12 protein-coding genes and 3 pseudogenes are annotated in these 16,406 nt (G+C 65.2%); 9 read left to right on the top strand and 6 right to left on the bottom strand.

The window, feature by feature from the left end; genetic code table 11:
• Positions 1-1,147, bottom strand: a 1,147-nt coding sequence (locus AQJ91_RS15000) for a non-reducing end alpha-L-arabinofuranosidase family hydrolase (RefSeq protein WP_199847936.1), incomplete at its 3' end; no start/stop codon positions are given.
• A gap of 399 nt (positions 1,148-1,546) precedes the next feature.
• Positions 1,547-1,642, bottom strand: a pseudogene (locus tag AQJ91_RS52065) (IS5/IS1182 family transposase); the annotation flags it as partial.
• 270 nt (positions 1,643-1,912) lie between these two features.
• On the opposite strand from AQJ91_RS52065, the gene AQJ91_RS14995 reads away from it, so the two are divergent.
• Positions 1,913-2,971: a vWA domain-containing protein gene (locus AQJ91_RS14995; protein ID WP_067021145.1), complete on the top strand. Its 1,059-nt coding sequence runs from the start codon at positions 1,913-1,915 to the stop codon at positions 2,969-2,971.
• A gap of 215 nt (positions 2,972-3,186) precedes the next feature.
• On the opposite strand, the gene AQJ91_RS14990 is transcribed toward AQJ91_RS14995, so the two are convergent.
• Positions 3,187-4,029: a tetratricopeptide repeat protein gene (locus AQJ91_RS14990; RefSeq protein WP_234382274.1), complete on the bottom strand. Its 843-nt coding sequence runs from the start codon at positions 4,027-4,029 to the stop codon at positions 3,187-3,189.
• A gap of 185 nt (positions 4,030-4,214) precedes the next feature.
• On the bottom strand, positions 4,215-4,568 hold the full coding sequence (locus AQJ91_RS14985) for a winged helix-turn-helix transcriptional regulator (protein ID WP_199847935.1): 354 nt from the start codon (positions 4,566-4,568) through the stop codon (positions 4,215-4,217).
• Positions 4,569-4,857: 289 nt separating this feature from the next.
• On the opposite strand from AQJ91_RS14985, the gene AQJ91_RS14980 reads away from it, so the two are divergent.
• The gene (locus AQJ91_RS14980; protein WP_067021143.1) at positions 4,858-5,505 is read left to right on the top strand and encodes an NADPH-dependent F420 reductase; all 648 of its coding nucleotides are present in this window, start codon (positions 4,858-4,860) and stop codon (positions 5,503-5,505) included.
• Positions 5,506-5,918: 413 nt separating this feature from the next.
• On the top strand, positions 5,919-6,455 hold the full coding sequence (locus tag AQJ91_RS14975) for a peptidoglycan-binding domain-containing protein (protein WP_079084924.1): 537 nt from the start codon (positions 5,919-5,921) through the stop codon (positions 6,453-6,455).
• Positions 6,456-6,980: 525 nt separating this feature from the next.
• Here the strand turns inward: AQJ91_RS14975 and AQJ91_RS49395 are convergent.
• Positions 6,981-7,205, bottom strand: a pseudogene (locus tag AQJ91_RS49395) (SDR family oxidoreductase); the annotation flags it as partial.
• 50 nt (positions 7,206-7,255) lie between these two features.
• On the opposite strand from AQJ91_RS49395, the pseudogene AQJ91_RS55580 reads away from it, so the two are divergent.
• From AQJ91_RS55580 to AQJ91_RS14960, 3 genes and pseudogenes are all read left to right on the top strand, one after another.
• A pseudogene (locus AQJ91_RS55580) lies at positions 7,256-7,366 on the top strand (alpha/beta hydrolase); the annotation flags it as partial.
• 89 nt (positions 7,367-7,455) lie between these two features.
• Complete coding sequence (locus tag AQJ91_RS57345) at positions 7,456-7,581, top strand: hypothetical protein (RefSeq protein ID WP_267891202.1); 126 nt, start codon at positions 7,456-7,458, stop codon at positions 7,579-7,581.
• A 534-nt stretch (positions 7,582-8,115) separates the two neighbouring features.
• Complete coding sequence (locus AQJ91_RS14960) at positions 8,116-9,021, top strand: endonuclease/exonuclease/phosphatase family protein (protein ID WP_079084921.1); 906 nt, start codon at positions 8,116-8,118, stop codon at positions 9,019-9,021.
• A 90-nt stretch (positions 9,022-9,111) separates the two neighbouring features.
• Here the strand turns inward: AQJ91_RS14960 and AQJ91_RS14955 are convergent, their stop codons facing one another.
• Positions 9,112-9,900, bottom strand: coding sequence for an SDR family NAD(P)-dependent oxidoreductase (locus AQJ91_RS14955; protein ID WP_107122453.1), 789 nt, complete (start codon positions 9,898-9,900; stop codon positions 9,112-9,114).
• Between the two features lie 315 nt (positions 9,901-10,215).
• Here AQJ91_RS14955 and AQJ91_RS14950 point away from each other — a divergent pair, with 315 nt between their 5' ends.
• Genes AQJ91_RS14950 through AQJ91_RS14940 form a run of 3 tightly spaced genes read left to right on the top strand, consistent with a single transcriptional unit; the run spans position 10,216 to position 15,780 of the window.
• Positions 10,216-11,760 (top strand): ATP-binding protein, encoded by a 1,545-nt coding sequence (locus AQJ91_RS14950; RefSeq protein ID WP_067021137.1) that lies wholly within the window; start codon positions 10,216-10,218, stop codon positions 11,758-11,760.
• Between the two features lie 23 nt (positions 11,761-11,783).
• Positions 11,784-14,762, top strand: a complete 2,979-nt coding sequence (locus tag AQJ91_RS14945) for a Z1 domain-containing protein (protein WP_067021134.1) — start codon at positions 11,784-11,786, stop codon at positions 14,760-14,762.
• 40 nt (positions 14,763-14,802) lie between these two features.
• Positions 14,803-15,780 carry a NaeI family type II restriction endonuclease gene (locus AQJ91_RS14940; RefSeq protein WP_079084920.1) on the top strand — a complete coding sequence of 326 codons (978 nt, stop codon included), beginning with the start codon at positions 14,803-14,805 and terminating at the stop codon, positions 15,778-15,780.
• Positions 15,781-16,406: the final 626 nt, after the last annotated feature.

Genomic DNA, 16,406 nt, shown 5'->3' with positions numbered 1-16,406 from the left:
CCGTACCCTTCGCCTCAACGATCATGAGGTACTGGTTCTGGCCCTGGACCTTGTAGACCTCCGGCGCCTCGAACAGCCTGTCCTCGGTGTCGCTCATGATCGTCGTGTACGAGGAGCCGAAGCTGCTGGGGAAGTTCCCGAGCGGCATGGTCGACCGGTAGATCTTGCCGTTGTCACCGGCGAAGAACAGGTACATGTTCTGGTCGTCGGCGATCATGGTCGGGTCGATCGGGCCGCCCGCCTCACCCTCGGGGAATCTGCCGGTGAACAGCTCCTGCGGGGCGGACCAGCTGTTGGGGTTGGTGGGGTCGCTGGACGTGCGGTAGGTGAAGGTCCAGTTGGTACCCCACCCATTTGAGACCAGCACCCAGATGTTCTTGGTCGAGAGGTGGAACAGTTTGGGCGCCACCGCGCCCTCGCTCATCCCGATCTGAGTGGCCGACGCCATGTCCGACCAGTTCGTGAAGGGACTGAACCCCATCGAGCCCCACCCACCTGCGCTGGCGGTGGTCCCGTAGACCAGGTGCCTGCCGTTGTACGTCACGGTGGTGAAGTCCTTCAGCGCGGTCCACCCGTTCGCCGGCTGCGCCAGCGGAGCCGTCGAGGTCCACCGGTACGTCGACGGAAGAGCACACGCGTTGCTCGCCCCGGACAGGCCGGTCCACTTCTGGTTGTTGCCGCCGGTGCACGACCAGATCTGCACCCCCGTGCCGTTGGCCTTACCCCAGCCCGAGACGTCCAGGCACAGCCCGGACCGCACGCCGACGATCGTGCCGTCGGGGTTCACCCGCCACTGCTGGTTGTCACTGCCGGTGCACGTCCAGATCTGCACCGGGGTCCCGGACGTGGTGGCGCCGCCCCGGACATCCAGGCACTTGTTGCCGTACACGGTCAGCTGGTTGCTGTCCGTCAACGTCCACTGCTGGTTGGTGCCGCCGTGGCAGTCCCAGATGTGCACGTTCGCGCCGTCGGTCTGGCTGAAGCCCTCCACATCGAGACAGCGGCCGGAATCAACACCGCGCACGTCGCTGGTGGTGGCCGCCTGGGCCGGGCCGGCGACGAGCAGCGCCGCCAACGCGGCCAGGGCCGCAACCGCGGCGGCGAGCATCGCGGACGGGCGTCTGAGACTGAAACTACGTCTGTGCATAAGGACCTCGTCATCCTTGAGCAAGCGACTCCGGTCTGGCCCGTCAGGGGCTGTCCGGAGGCGGTGTGGTGCGGCCCTGGAGTGTTCGGCATAGCGAACACGGGTCGAAGTATCGAGCAACTGGATAATAGGGTTCCGGTGATCAGCGTCAACACCTCTCGCAAAATTCGCGGGCAGAAACGTTCGCAGGCTGAAACCAGGCGGCTTCAAGTCCCGTGGTTGTACGGGTCTTTGGCGTGAGGGGCAGGCAGCAGTGCGGGCACGATCTCCGGTCCCTGCCGTGCCGTGAACCTGGGTCCGCTTGACCCCGGCCAGGTCGCTGACCTGCGTCCCTGCTTCGACTCGGTGCCCGACCCGCGCGCGGCGGGGCCGATGGTACTCACTGAGCGTTTTCCATCCTCACTCTGAGCCGGCGATATGAAGCGTGAGGACAGCCTGGACCAGGCTGGTGTGCCGAGTGGTCGAGCAGCGGGGCTTGCGCAGGAGCCGCCAGCTGGCCGGTGCTCAGGCGCCGCCACCGGGTACCGAGCTCCCGGCGATGCCTGCGCAGCTTGGCGAACATGAAGCCTCTGGTGGAGACGGATTTCGGTCGAGAACCCATCCACCAGGGGCTTCACTTGTCTGTCAGCCCAACTGCCCACCCTCACGGCCAGGTTGGAAAACGCTCACTGACGCAGGCAGGTGATTGAGCGTCAAACCCCGTTGTCAGTGCCTCCCCATAGAGTGGAGACATCACTCGGGGAGCCTCGGAGGGGGAGCAGAAACATGTCCGCAAACAAGATCCAGCACAAGGTGAATCACGTCGCGCTGGTAGTGGACTGTTCGGGTTCAATGCGTCCGCACCAGAGTCAACTCATTCGCGTTGTGGACGAGTTCGTGGCGGGGTTGAAGGCCGAATCGGACAGCCTCGGCCACGAAACCCGGATCAGCCTCTACTCCTTCGACCATAAGGTGGAGAACCTGGTCTGGGACATGGACGTGAAGCATCTGCCGTCCATGCGGGGGCTGTACCAGGTCAACAATGGCGCTACGGCCCTCATCGAGGCTTCTCTGAAGTCCCTGGACGACCTGGGCCATATCTGGGAGGAATACGGCGAGCACAGCTTCCTCCAGATCGTGGTGACGGACGGCGAGGAGAACGCCTCTGGCGGCGACAGGCGGCACGACGGCGACATGGCCATCCTTGGCCCCTGGCTCGACAGGATCACGGCGAAGATGAGCGGGCTTCCGGGCCACTGGACCTCCGCAATCCTCGTTCCGAACTCCCTGGCCAAGCGGACCGCCCAGAACTACGGTTTCCCGGCCGGGAACATCGCCATCTGGGATGCGGATTCCCAGAAGGGCGTCGAGGAGGCGATCGGCACCGTGCGCGCTGCCGCCACCAGCTTCCTCCGCGGACGAGAGCAGGGGGTGCGCGGCACGAAGAACCTGTTCGCCGTCGGTCAGGACATATCGGTTGACGAGGTGCGGGCGAAGCTCGAACCGATTCCGGCCGACAGGTACCGGCTCCTGAAAGTTGACAAGGAGGTCGAGATTCGCCCCTTCGTCGATTCACATCCGGGCGTGACGTACGAACGTGGTTCGTGTTACTACCAGCTGGGCGCCCGGGCTCAGGTTCAGCAGAACAAGGAAGTCATCGTGGTCGAGAAGGACACCGACCGCGCCTATACCGGCGACGCGGCGCGCAGCCTTTTGTTCGGTACGGGTGTCCAGGGGACCGTCTCCGTGAAGGCGGGGAACAACCCCAAGTTGGAGGTGTACGTACAAAGTCGTTCGGTGAATAGGAAGCTCAAGCCGAAGACGCGTCTGCTCATCATGCTCTGAAATCAAAGAGCGACGAGCGGGGGGCTCGGACGCACGCGGCCTGCCCCGGCCCCTGTGGTGGCGCCAAGGAAAATGACCCCGGATCTCAAGATTCCCGACAGAGTCTCTCACTGGTCCGGCCGAGGATCCGTACGCCCGCCGACTCTCTGCTGAACGAGGAGGCGGCGCAAGAGGGTTGCGGCATGGTCACCGCACCTGAACCCCAGAGCGCATTCTCACATCCCGGGGTCCTCGGAAGCGATGCGGTCCAGAAGTGTGCGGGCTTCCCGGATGCGCGGGTGGGCCGGGTGCAGAAACCGCTCACAGGCGGTCAGCGCCTGCCGGGCCGAGGCTTCCGCTTCGCTGGGACGGTTCAGGCCGTGCAGGGCTGTGGCAATGGCCATGTCCAGGGCGCCGCTTCCGGCGCGGACCCAAGTCGGCGTGAGCCGGTGCGCCTCAGCCAGGGCCTCCTCGTAGCGACCCTGTCCGTTCATGCTGTCCACCAGCACGCAGTGCATGGCGGCGGCCATGCGGCCCTCCGCACGGGGCAGGTTGCCGCGGGCGATCGCCTCCGCCTCCTCGTGGCGGCCCTGTCTGCGCAGGACATGCGCGAGGTTGCCCAGAACGCACAGCTCGGTCTTCCACACCCCGGTGAGATGCGGGAGACGGGTGATGGCGCGCAGGATGTCGAGGGCCTCGGCCTCCGCCTCCGTGTACCGATGCTGGTCGGCGAGGATCACCACACGGCTTGTACGGGCCTCCAGCCACAGCAGCCGCGCGTTGCCGGGTGCCGGCTCCAACTCCGCGATCAGCGTCTCCAACTCGGGCAGTACATCGGCACTGCGTCCGTGCGAGATGGCCGCCGCCGTGGCCAACGTCCTGGCGCACCACCCCAGGAAGAGATGCCGCCCCCGGGGACGTTGCGGCAGGGCGGCCGCAAAAGCCCATGCCTCCGCCTCGGTCTCCTCGTACTCGCCCGCCGTGTACAACTCGTAAAGGCGGCGGAGGGTCTCCTTCTGCCAGCGGGTCGCCTTGTTCTTGGGCCACCAGCGGTCCGTGAGCATTCGTACGATCTTCACTGGACGAAAGGTAGCGTGCGTGGGGACGGGCGGGGGGAGTCGTCCAGCCCTTATTCACGCTTGGCGCTGAAGCGCCTGCCGATGGGCAGGACGTCCCATCCGCATCACCGGACGGGGCTGAGCTCAACGAGAATGTTCGCAGTCGGGGTTGGAGTGGCACCTGTCGGGGCCCGACGGATTCCGCCTTATCCATGTGCGTTGACGGCGCGGGCGGCTTGGATGTCGGTGAGGTTGTCTTCGGCCCACCGGCACACCTCGGTCAGCAGGGGCGACAAGGACTCTCCGAGAGCGGTGAGCGAGTACTCGACGTGGGGCGGTACGACGGGGAACGCGACGCGTCGTACGATCCCGTCGGTCTCCAGGGTGCGTAGCGTCTGGGTAAGCATCTTCTGGCTGATCCCGCCGAGGGCTCGTCGCAGTTCGGCGTGGCGGAGAGTGCGACCGCGCAGCGCGTACAGGATCAGTGCGCTCCACTTGTCGGCGATCAGGTCGAGCACCTCCCGTGAGCCGCAGTTCGGGTCGAACACGTCGGGTTCCATCGGACCCTCCTGGGACAGGCACCAAATGGTGCGTACTTCCGGGCATGACGGTACCCGCCTACGGTCACGTACATCGATCGCCCAACCGAATCCGGGGACCAGATGTCCGACCTGACCATCCATACACACACCGCCGGCGAGGCCGGACTGTACGTCAACTCCTACCTGGTGGAGACCGCTCAGGGCGTCGTCGTGGTGGACACAAGCCTGCTCCACTCCGACATCGCCGCGCCGGACGCGCGGCTGGTGACGCTGGACAAGCCGGATTCCTTACGAAAGAGAGCAAGCAATGAAGATCGCGGTACTGGGCACGGGCGAGGTCGGGCAAAGGCTCGCCACCAAGCTGGCCACCCTGGGCCATGAGGTCACGATGGGCTCCAGGACGGCGGACAACGCGGAGGCCAGGCAGTGGGCCGCGGACAACGGCGGCGCGCACGGCACCTTCGCCGACGCCGCCGGCGCTGCCGAACTGGTGGTGAACGCGACCGGCGGCCTGGTCTCCCTGGCCGTGCTGGAAGCCGCGGGCGCCGACAGCCTGCGCGGCAAGGTGCTCATCGACGTGTCCAACGCACTCGACTTCTCCGACGGGTTCCCGCCCAGGGTCGTCACTCCCGACGGCGGCAGCCTCGCCGAGCAGCTCCAGAAGGCGTTCCCCGAAACGCGGATCGTCAAGACCCTCAACACCATGAACAACACGGTCATGGTCGAGCCCAGCCGGGTCCCCGGCCACCACAACGTATTCCTCAGCGGCAACGACGAGCATGCCAAGGCCGAGGTGGCGGCGCTGCTGCGGTCCTTCGGCTGGGCCTCCACTCAGATCACGGACCTCGGGGACCTGTCCAGCGCCCGCGCGACAGAACTGCTCATGCCGCTGTGGCTGCGGCTCTACGGGGTCCTCGGCCCGGTGGACTTCAACATCTCGGTCGTCGCCGCGTAGCCCCACCCAGTCTCCGCGCGCAACACACGGTTCGGGGTTTGGCTGAGGACCGATCGCCCCCAAGGCGCAAGGACGGATCCACAGCGCCTCCCGTCCCTTCGATCGACCGTCAGCACACCCGTGACGCGGACAGGGCTGTACGGGTTCATGGGATGTGTCGTCCCAATGAGTTTCCTTGTGGGGCAATCGACCGGCACACTCAGTGACCGATCCGGGCTACCGTGCCGTCCTACGGGGCTGACACCGGCCGTGGCGGGCGCGCATGGCCTCACTTTCACTTACCGCTCATGACCCGGGCCACGGTGCGTGCTGCGTACCGTGCCCCTGCGCACTGGTGCTGTGCCAGCTCCGACCATGTCCCCTCGCGGGACGAGCCGCAATCAGTCAACCGATCGAGACAGAGGTGAATAGCGATGCGGATTCTGGCTTCGCACAAGGCACGCCGAGCGGCTGCCGCTTTGGGCGTGGCGGTGTTGGGCACGGGGATTGGTTCCCTCGCCAGTACACCGGCGCATGCCAGTGGCAGCTACACGGGCCGGGCCTACGTGGCCGGTGCCGGCACGATGTACAACGACTGGACCGACGAAGGCGTGGTGAATGTCGAAGTCCATCGGTATTCGAACGCAACCTGCTTGTGGCAGGCGATCCTCTGGGCCAACGGCCACCTGTCAAAGAGCGGGATCGATGGCGTCTTCGGCGACCAGACCGATGCCGCGACGCGGGCCTTCCAGCGGGCGCGGGGTCTCTCTCCGGACGGCTCTGCGGGCCGCCAGAGCTGGACTGCCGCGGGCGGGATCTCACACACCGTCGACACGTCTGACTGGGTCAACGGAATGTACTCCGGCTGGGAGGGTGCGTTCAGCGTTCGTCGCAGCAACGCCGGGAACTACCAGTTCAACTTCGGCAACGGGTGGCAGTGGGCGTCGTATAACTCTCGCACCTGCAGCTAGTTCAACGCCTCGCCGCAGTGCGATCGTTCGCGTAGGCGTGCACAGGCCGCTCGATGCAAGGAGCGGTGGAGCGCCCGTCTGACGGTACGAACCACCCGTCTCACCGGAACGCGACCTAGACACACGTGAGCCACCTCCCCGCCGCTGCGGCAGGGAGGTGGCGGCAGTGAGTCGTGTGCATCGCGAAGGACTGCAGGTCAAGGGGGCTGGTGTGCGCGGGTTTCAGCGTGCTCGTGCTGGTCGGCGGCCGGTGTCCATGGTGAAGATCGTCTGACAGAAAGATGGTTGTCCCGGCGAGCAGAAACGCCGCCGCCGGCTCCTCGTGCAGCGGACCAATGATCAGAACCGCGCAGACGTAGGATGCGGCCCCCGCAGCGACGGGAAACCACGCGTATACGGGCCGCCGAATCACCCTCGTCCGCATCCAGAACCACCCCCGGCAACAGATCCTTTACGCAGGCAGATGCGGGGTCAAGGTCAGTGCATGGCGAGCGACGGTGTACCGGCAGCGGCGCAGTTCGGACCTCAGGGCGTCTGCGTGTCCGGCGTACCCGGCCGCACCGCGTCCGAGACGGACTTCACGCCGCCGTGCGCGGTGAGGCCCCCGTCCACGGGAATTTCCGCTCCGGTGATGAAGGAGGACGCGTCGGAGAGGAGGAAGACGACCAGGGGCGCGACGTCGTCGACGGCGCCGCTGCGGCCGAGGGGCGTCTCACCGATGGTCGCCTCGCGGAACGCACCAGCCCCGGCTCGACGACCGGCGGGAGTCGTGGTCGGCGCGGAACTTCACGAACACGCCCTGGATGAACCGGTCCAAGGTCACCACGGCGTGGGGGCACTACCTGGGCCCCGCCTCCGCCCCGGCCTCCGTCTCGCCGTACGCCGCCCCGGCGCGCGCTGCCGACCTTTCCGGCCTGCCGCCCGCCTACGTCGCCACAGCTGAGCTCTACCCGAACCGCGACGACGACATCTCCACGCGCTGCGGCCGCTCCAGACGGGCGTGTCGGTCGAACTCCACCAGTGGCCCGGCACCTTCCACGACTTGCAGGCGATCCTGTCCGCCGAGGTGTCGCAACGGCAGATCGGTGAGCTGGGGGCGGCGTTGCGGCGGGCGTTGGCCGAGTGAGGTGGGCGAGGTGGCCGAGTGAGGCGGCCGGCCTCCGCCACAACGCCCGCGACCCTCGCCGCCCTCGCACTCCTCGGCCTCGGATGATCACAACGGCGGCACCTACCAGCAGTGGCTCTGACGGTCTTCTGACCCTTCCTCAGCACCAGCTCGGTGTTCCAGCCCCGGGTCCCGCCCGCCAGGTCGGTGCGGGCACCCGGGGCGCCTCAAGGACAGCTCACGGGCGCAGGGAGCTGTCGGTCAATAACTGTCGATCGTGTCCTGACTCTGGCATCACCACAGGGTCACCAGCTGTGGCTCTATTCCGATCTCCTGGGCCTCACGGATGTGTGCCGTCACACTGGCGAAGAACAGAACGTGATTCACCAGGTGGCTCGTCCTGGAGGTCAAGGGCAACGGGCGTGGGGATGGTAAGCCGTGGGTGAGCGGAACAGCAGTGCGACGCATGCGGTGAAGACGGCAACAACCCAGGGGACCTGGTGGTGGTCTGCGGGCGGGAATGCAAGCGACCGGTCGTCCTGGACACGAGGGCGGGTGCTCGCCGCACTGGCGGCGCTGACATCACTGCTGCTGGCGTTCCATCGGCAGGTTCCAAACACCCCCGGACACCTGGGCAGCCTGCTGGAATCGTTCCTGCCCTGGTCCGGCCTGGTGATCGTGGTGCTGCTCGGCCTGGCGTTGCTGCGCCGCTCTGCTGTCGCGCTGGTGACCCTGCTCTTGCCGGTGGCGGCCTGGACGTACCTTTTCGGCGGGCTGCTGCTGCCCGGGGCGAAGTCCGGTGCGCACGATCTGGTCGTGGTGCAGCACAACGTCAGCGACGAGAACACCGACCCCGCGGGCACAGCCCGCTCCCTGGCCGATGCCGAGCCCGACCTCATCGGCCTGGAGGAGCTGGTGCCCGCGTCGCTGCCGGTCTACGAAAGAACCCTCGCCCCGCGCTACCGGCACCACGCGGTTGTGGGCACCGTCGGACTCTGGTCGAAACATCCGCTCACCGATGTCCAGAAACTGGACATCAAACCCGCTGGGATCACAGAGCCCTGGAGCCGCGGGCTACGGGCCGTGGTCCGCGCTCAGCACCGTGAGACCGCGGTGTACGTCGTGCACCTGCCCTCAGTCCGCGTCACCGCGTCCGGCCTCGCCTCCTCCCGGCGTGACGAAAGCGCCGGCCTGCTGGGCAAGGCCCTCGCCGCCGAGAAGTCGAAGACGGTGATACTCCTCGGCGACCTCAACAGCACGGCCGACGATCGTGGGCTGGCCCCGCTGAACTCACAGATGAACGTGCCGACACGGGGCTTCGCCTTCAGCTACCCCGCGGCCTTCCCACTGGCTCGGATCGACCAGATCATGGCTCGCTCGGCGACCGTCGGTCACATTCGCACTCTGCCCGCTACCGGAAGCGACCATCTCCCGGTCACCGCCCGGATCACGCTGGGCTGAGGGAATTTCCTCCGGGGCAACAAGCCTGCGCGTGTGACAACTGCCGTGCCTCGACGCAACCAGCCAGACTCATCATCTCCGGCTGGAGTATCAGGGCGTCTGCGTGTCCGGCGTACCCGGCCGCACCGCGTCCGAGATGGACTTCACGCCGCCGTGCGCGGTGAGGCCCCCGTCCACGGGAATCTCCGCTCCGGTGATGAAGGAGGACGCGTCGGAGAGGAGGAAGACCACCAAGGGCGCGATGTCGTCGACGGTGCCGCTGCGGCCGAGGGGCGTCTCACCGATGGTCGCCTCGCGGAACGCCGGGGTGGCGGCGGCGGTCATCTCGGTCTCGATGTAACCGGGGTGAACGGTGTTGACACGAATACCCCGCGGCCCCAGCTCCATCGCCGCGATCTTCGACACCCCGCGCAGGGCCCACTTGCTCGCGGTGTACGCCACGGGGTAGTAGCCGGTGAGCGCGGCGGACGACCCGACGTTGACGATGGCCGACCCTGGCGGCATCAGCGGCGCGAGGTGCTGGATGCCGAGCAGCGGCCCGGTGGCGTTCACCGCGTGGACGTCCGCGAAGTCCTCGGGTCGGACCTCACCGAGACGGTCACGCTGAATGACGCCGGCGTTGTTGACCAGGCCGTGGACATGGCCGTACGTCTCACGCAGCTCGGCGGCGAGGGCGGTCCAGTCGGACTCGCTGGTGACATCGAGGCGGCGACAGTCGCCGTCCGGTTCCGGACGTACGTCGGTGGCTATGGCCTTGGCGCCGGCCTGGGCCAACGCCCTTGCCTCGGCGGCGCCTTGGCCTCGGGCTGCGCCTGTGATGACTATGACCTTGCCGGTCAGGGGGTGGGTGGGGTGGTCGCTTTCGATCATCGCGCTCATGGCGGAGAACATATCTTCGCCGGGTAACGGGCCGTTGATCGCGCCGACCAGGCTCGTGGTCGTCTGGAGGCAGTCAACGCCCTCGCTTCGCCGCAGCTGGCAATCCGCGTCCGCCAGCGACGTCTTGCAGCGATTCAGTCAAAACCTGAAGCATTTCAGCCCATACTTAGAAGCACCTCGCACAGTCGCGGTACTGCTGGGGCCTATATCCGTTCCCTGCAGTACCGTCGTGCTCACTCAGTGTTCGCAGAATCCGACGGGCCGCTCCTCCCCCACGCAGGCCCCGTCCTGTGTGTCCCAGGAGCAGCCACGGCCATGCCTTACACGCCTTCCGCCGACTGGCAGTACGAAGTTCCGACGAGCGGGAGCAAGCGACTCCCGCCTGCCGCTCGGTACGTCCAGTCCCTCACTCACCAGGGTTACGGCTTCGAGGCGGCCATCGCCGACCTCATCGACAACTCCATTGATGCCGGAGCCACCAAAGTAGTCGTCAGCTTCCTGCGCGAGTCAGACCGGCTCGTCAGTCTTCTCGTCGTCGACGACGGCCGCGGCATGGACGAAGCCGGGCTTGACGTAGCGATGACTGTTGGTGGCCGAACCGAGTACAGCGATTCCGCGCTAGGTCATTTCGGCGCCGGTCTGAAGGCCGCTTCACTCTCGCACTCTGACGCGCTGACACTGATCAGCCGCACGAAGCGAAGCCCGTCAGCGGGCCGACGCTGGCGCACGGCGGCCGCTCAGGCCGACTTCAGCTGCGACATCGTTGACGCTCGGTACTGCCAGGACCTCGTGGACCGCTATGACGGCGTCATCGAGTGGCACGGCACGATCGTGCGCTGGGATGGTGTCCGCGCCTTCGAAACCGTGACAGACGGCCAGACCGACCGCTTCCTCAACGAGGCGATTGAGAAGCTGGAAACCCACCTCGGCCTGTACCTCCACCGGTTCCTTGCCCGTGGGGACTTCCATGTCGACATCGTCGTAGAAGACGTCCAGACCCGCGATGAACTTGACCACCGCGGGATCGAGCCGATCGACCCGTTCGGATACCGGATCCCAGGTCGGTCCAGCTACCCGCGCACCTTCACAGCGCCCGTTGAGGGTGTTGGTGACGTCAGGATGACCGGACACATCTGGCCTCCCAAGTCGCCGCTCGTCGCGTACCGGGGCATCGGCCCACTCGCGGACCGCCAGGGCTTCTATGTCTACCGGCACGATCGCCTGGTACAGGCTGGCGGTTGGAACGGCACCCGCAGCGCGGAGGCCCACCACAACCTGGCGCGGATAGCCATCGACCTCCCCTCAGCCCCGAACGACGTCTTCAGCCTCACGGTCAAGAAGGACGGGGTGAACGTCACACCGGCTTTTGCCCGCGGGCTGGAGAAGGCCGCAGACGACAGCGGCCGTACCTTCGCGGCGTACCTCCAGGACGCCGAAACCACGTACCGCGAGGCTGCTCGCCGCTCCACTGAAGTCAAGCGCCCAGAGGTCGTCCCTCCTGGCAAGGGCATAGACCCGAAACTGAAGCGCACCCTGCGAGACGAACTGCCGCAGCTCGAAGGGGCGGCTCCCGTCACTTTCCGCTGGGAGAGCATGCCTTCGCACACGTTCTTCAGCATCGACCGCGACGAGCATCTCGTACGCCTCAACAAGGAGTACCGCGAGGCTTTCAACGGTGACCGCCGCGCTGGATCCAACGATGCGCCGGTCCTCAAGGGGCTGCTCTACATCCTCCTTGAGAAGAACTTCCGCATGGGCCGCTCCAGCGCCCAGCGCGACGATGAAATGGCGCTGTGGAACAGCGTCCTGATCTCTGCAGCCCGCTGCGAGATCGCCCGCTACGAGACCGACGCTGGCTGAGCCGGAACTGGACGACACCACAGATGACCGACCAACTGCTTGACCTTCACTTCGATGTTCTGGCCTCCATGCAACGCGGCGGCCCGAGTCACTTTTCCAAGCGTGCCTTCGCATTCTCGGACGACCTGGAGCCGAGCGAGATCGACCTCAGCTGCTTCCTGGAGCGCCTGCTGGCCGCTTCCCCTGGTGATGAACTCCTCGTTCTCTGGCATCGCACTCTCACCGCATGGGACTTCGACGAGAACGCCAAGTGGTCCTCGGCTCCAGCACGTACCGACGAGCGTCGAGCGGACGCATACACGCGCCTCGGTTTCGGTGAAGAGCTGTGCAAGGCCCTGGACTCGGCCTTCCCTGTGTTCAAGGAACCGGGAACGGTCGTCATCAGCAAAGAGTTCGCGCCTTGGTACACCCGGGAGAACGCAGCCACTCGCGCCTTCTACTGGAAGGCGTACGAGCGTCTCCTGCGCAGCAAGGGCTGGTCTGACACTGCGGTTTCTGGGCTCGACCAGGCGGCTCACAGTGTCGTCGAACGGCTCTCCGACCCAACCCGGGAAGAGGCCTACGGAGCTCGCGGCCTCGTCGTGGGTTACGTCCAGTCCGGCAAGACGGCGAACTTCACAGGTGTCACGGCCAAAGCCATCGACGCCGGCTACCGCCTCGTTATCGTCCTTGGCGGCACCCTCAACCTCCTCCGCGGCCAGACGCAGCGGCGTCTCGACATGGAGCTCATCGGCCAGGAAAACATCCTGCGCGGAGCCGACCCGGGCAACCCCGATGCTCTCGTTGGGATCGACTACCAGGACGACGAGGACTGGCCGCACAAGTTTGTCTCCCATGACGGTCGGCCTTCTGCGCGCGGTGCCTTCGACATCGAGCGTCTCACTACCCGCCAGGACGACTACCGTCGGCTCCTGAACGGCATCCGTGCCCTGGAGTTTGAAAAGCACGACCGGACCCGCCCGCTCCACGACCCGGTGAACCTGCACGATGCCGCGGCACGCATCATGGTCGTGAAGAAGAACAAGACGGTCCTCTCCAATCTGGTCGATGACCTACGCAAGATCGGCCCGCTGCTGTCCGAAATCCCAGCGCTGATCATCGACGACGAGTCTGACCAGGCGTCCATCAACACCACAGACCCGAAGAAATGGGAAGCCGGGAAAGTCACTCGCACTGCGATAAATGGCCTCATTACGGACTTGCTGCGGCTGCTGCCACGTGCCCAGTACGTGGGCTACACGGCGACGCCGTTCGCCAACGTCTTCGTGGATCCCGGCGACGAAGAAGACATCTTCCCCCGCGACTTCCTGATCTCCCTGCCGCGCCCCACCGAGTACATGGGCGTCCAGGACTTCCATGACCTCGACTCGCCCATCCCCCGGGAGGACCGGACAGTCGCCAATTCCAAGGAGAAGGCGCACGTACGAGGGATCAAGAAGTCCACTGGCGATCTCCTGCAGGAGGCCATGGACGCCTTCGTTCTGTCAGGCGCACTAAAGGCGTATCGGGCCGCCAATGGCACTCCTGAAGGCCCCTTCCGCCACCACACCATGCTGGTCCACGAGTCGGTCAGGATGGATGACCACAGCGCGCTGGCAGACCGTCTGACTGCGATGTGGAACAACGCCGGGTACACCGGTGCCGAGGGACACGCGCGCCTCGCAGCCCTGTTCGACTCCGACTTCGCACAGGTATCTGCCGCTCAGGCCGCCGATCTCCCCACCCCCGCGACATACGACGAACTGCGGCCCTACGTCAGCCGGGCACGCCAGCTCATCAACGCAGGCGGTGGACCAGTCATCGTTGTCAACGGCGACTCCGACCGTTACTTCGCCCAGCTGAACCTCGACTTCGACCGCACTCCTAACGTCTGGAAGATCCTTGTCGGCGGGACGAAACTCTCCCGGGGCTTCACGGTGGAGGGTCTGACCATCACCTACTACCGCCGGACAACCCAGCAAGCGGACACACTGATGCAGATGGGCCGGTGGTTCGGCTTCCGGCCGGGCTACCGCGACCTGGTGCGCTTGTACATCGGCCGCGAGGAACTGATCGGCAAGAGCAAGACCGTTGACCTGTACGAGGCCTTCGAGGCGATCTGCCTTGATGAAGAGCTATTCCGGGCCGAACTGGCCCGGTATGCGCCGCTGGTGGATGGCAAGCCGCAGGTCACGCCGGCCCAGATTCCACCGCTTGTGGCCCAGCATCTGCCGTGGGTCAAGCCGTCGGCCCGCAACAAGATGTTCAATGCAGAGCTGGTGGAGGTGCGTTCGCCGGGTCAGCCCATCGAACCCGCTGCGTACCCGTTGGACTTGAGGACCACAGCTCGCAACACCGAGCGCTGGCGGTCCCTTCTCGCACGACTGAGCGGTTCGTCCACCGCGTGCCGCCTCCAGCCGGACAGCACGACTCCGCTGCCGCGCAGCTTCCAAGCAGCCTCTACTGTTGTGCCGCATTCGGATCTGCTGGGGGTTCTCAGCTCTCTCGAATGGGAAGGCGGGAATGTCCTCGCGCCGCACCTCACCTACCTCTCTCAGCTAGACGGACGCCTTGCCCGGGTCGACGACTGGCTCGTGATCGCCCCGCACCGGACCGAACGCCATCGGATTGAGGCAGCACTGCTGGGTCACGGCCCCTTCTCTCTGTTCCGGCGTAGCCGCCAGGCGGGCAAGGTTTCCTTCGGCCGTATTTCCGGTCTTGAACACCGCGCATACGCACAACAGTTGATTAACCAGGCCTACGCAGGAGCAACCGACGGCAGCACCCCAACGATCGGCCTGCACCGTGGAGTGGTACTGCTGTATCCCGTGGTCGAAGCGGCAACGGACGCCGAGGTCAAGGCTGTCGCAGCCAACGGTACGGCAGATTCCTCTGAGGTCATCATGGCCTTCACGGTGATCCCGCCTCGCGCAGCCATCGACTCCAAGCGCCAGCTCGTACGCTTCAAGGCCAAGGACTCAAGTCGTCCTGACGCCGCTATCGTCAACGTCACAGACAGCTGACCACAGACACCAAACACAGCCCGCCGGACAAGGACGGAAATTGCTTCCATTCGAGGAAGAAGACATCAAGGCCGCTGCCCGCATCTACCGGCAGGATCTGGCACAAGATGACCGTGAACTCATCGAGGTCTACGATCACATCCGTGCCCTGGACCCTTCCGGGCAACGGTTTGCCTTCGTCCTCCGCGACACCATCGACCAGCTGCTCAACGGCGAAGTAACTGGCCGCTACGACTGGAAGACGCTGTTCAAGACCGAAAAGACCCACGCCGGAACCCTGGTCGAGATCAATCTCCAGTGGGAATTCAAGTTCGACGACGGCATCAACATGGACTACCAGATCGCCGGAGTCGACGTGGACTGCAAATACTCCCAGCAGTTCGGCGCCTGGATGATCCCACCCGAGGCGTTGGGTCACCTGTGCCTACTGGTATGGGCCGACGACTACAAGACCCAATGGAGCGCAGGCCTCCTTCGCATACGGCGCGAGTGGCTCAACGGAGGCAACAACCGCGACCTCAAGCTCACCATTAAAGCTGAGCATCGCGACAAGATCCTCTGGCTCTGGCGTAACGCAGAGCTGCCGGAGAACGTCCTGCTGCACATGAATCCTCTCGACCGTGAAGCGGTGTTCGCATCAAAGTCGGGGCAGCAACGCCTCAATGAACTCTTCCGCCGGGTACAGAGGCGTCGTATCGGCCGGAACGTTGTTCGCACCGTGGCCCAGCAGAAGGACTACATGAAGCGCGTACGGGGCAACGGCGGTTCGCGCTCAGCACTGAGGCCCGAGGGGATCATCATTATGGGCGACTATGAGAGCCACCGAGCAGTTGCCCAACGGCTAGGCATTCTGCAGCCTCGCGAAGGAGAGTTCGTGAGCGTACGGGTGGCCCGAGCTGGAACCCGTCACCGCTCCGCCCCTCAGATAACTCTTGACGGCGAAACCTGGGTGGTCGCCGATGACAGCGACCCTGCTGAAATAGCTCCGCACCTGCCGTCCCACGGTTCCACTGTTTAGCCAACGACCCCAGCAATTCCGCTGTCGAACGTCCTGGGACTATGCATGCCACTTGACCCGAACCAAAGATCTCTCATCGACACACACTTGGGAGACCCCGAGGCTATCAGCGCCATTTTTTTGGGCTCTGCTGGAACGAATCCAAACTAAGTAACGTGGCAAGTATCGATCTCAATGAGGCCGAGACGCTAGTCGAGGCCTCTATGCGCCACGCATTGGGATGGAATCCTTCCTGGCTCACGGCTGCGGGATATGCAGCCTATGACGCCAAGGGGACTGCACTTGATAAAGGTGCCTTCGCTGCTGGTCCGGTTATCTGGGAACCTGAAGTACGAACAGCCCGCCTGGACGACAAAGTAAAGGACACCGCGAAGGGCCACAGCCGCAGGCGGCGTACCTCAGCTGAAATCGCGGTACTCGCACTGTGGGGGCATGTAGTGAACACCAGGAACATTGCGATCGAAGGGCCAGTAGACCTGGAGAGGAACACACGAGGCGCCCGCTTCCGTGATCTGCTCATTCACTACTTACAGCGCAGCCTCCCAGTCGGCTGGAGGGTCCGCCACGAGGTCCCTCTCACCCACATCCGCGGACTGCATATGCGGCGAGACGTAGGCGACAGGAAG

Source organism: Streptomyces dysideae, from assembly GCF_001514305.1.
In the GTDB taxonomy this organism is placed as follows: Bacteria; Actinomycetota; Actinomycetes; order Streptomycetales; family Streptomycetaceae; genus Streptomyces; species Streptomyces dysideae.
Note: the sequence above shows the minus strand (reverse complement) of the source record. Positions and strands in the feature narration are given on the sequence as shown.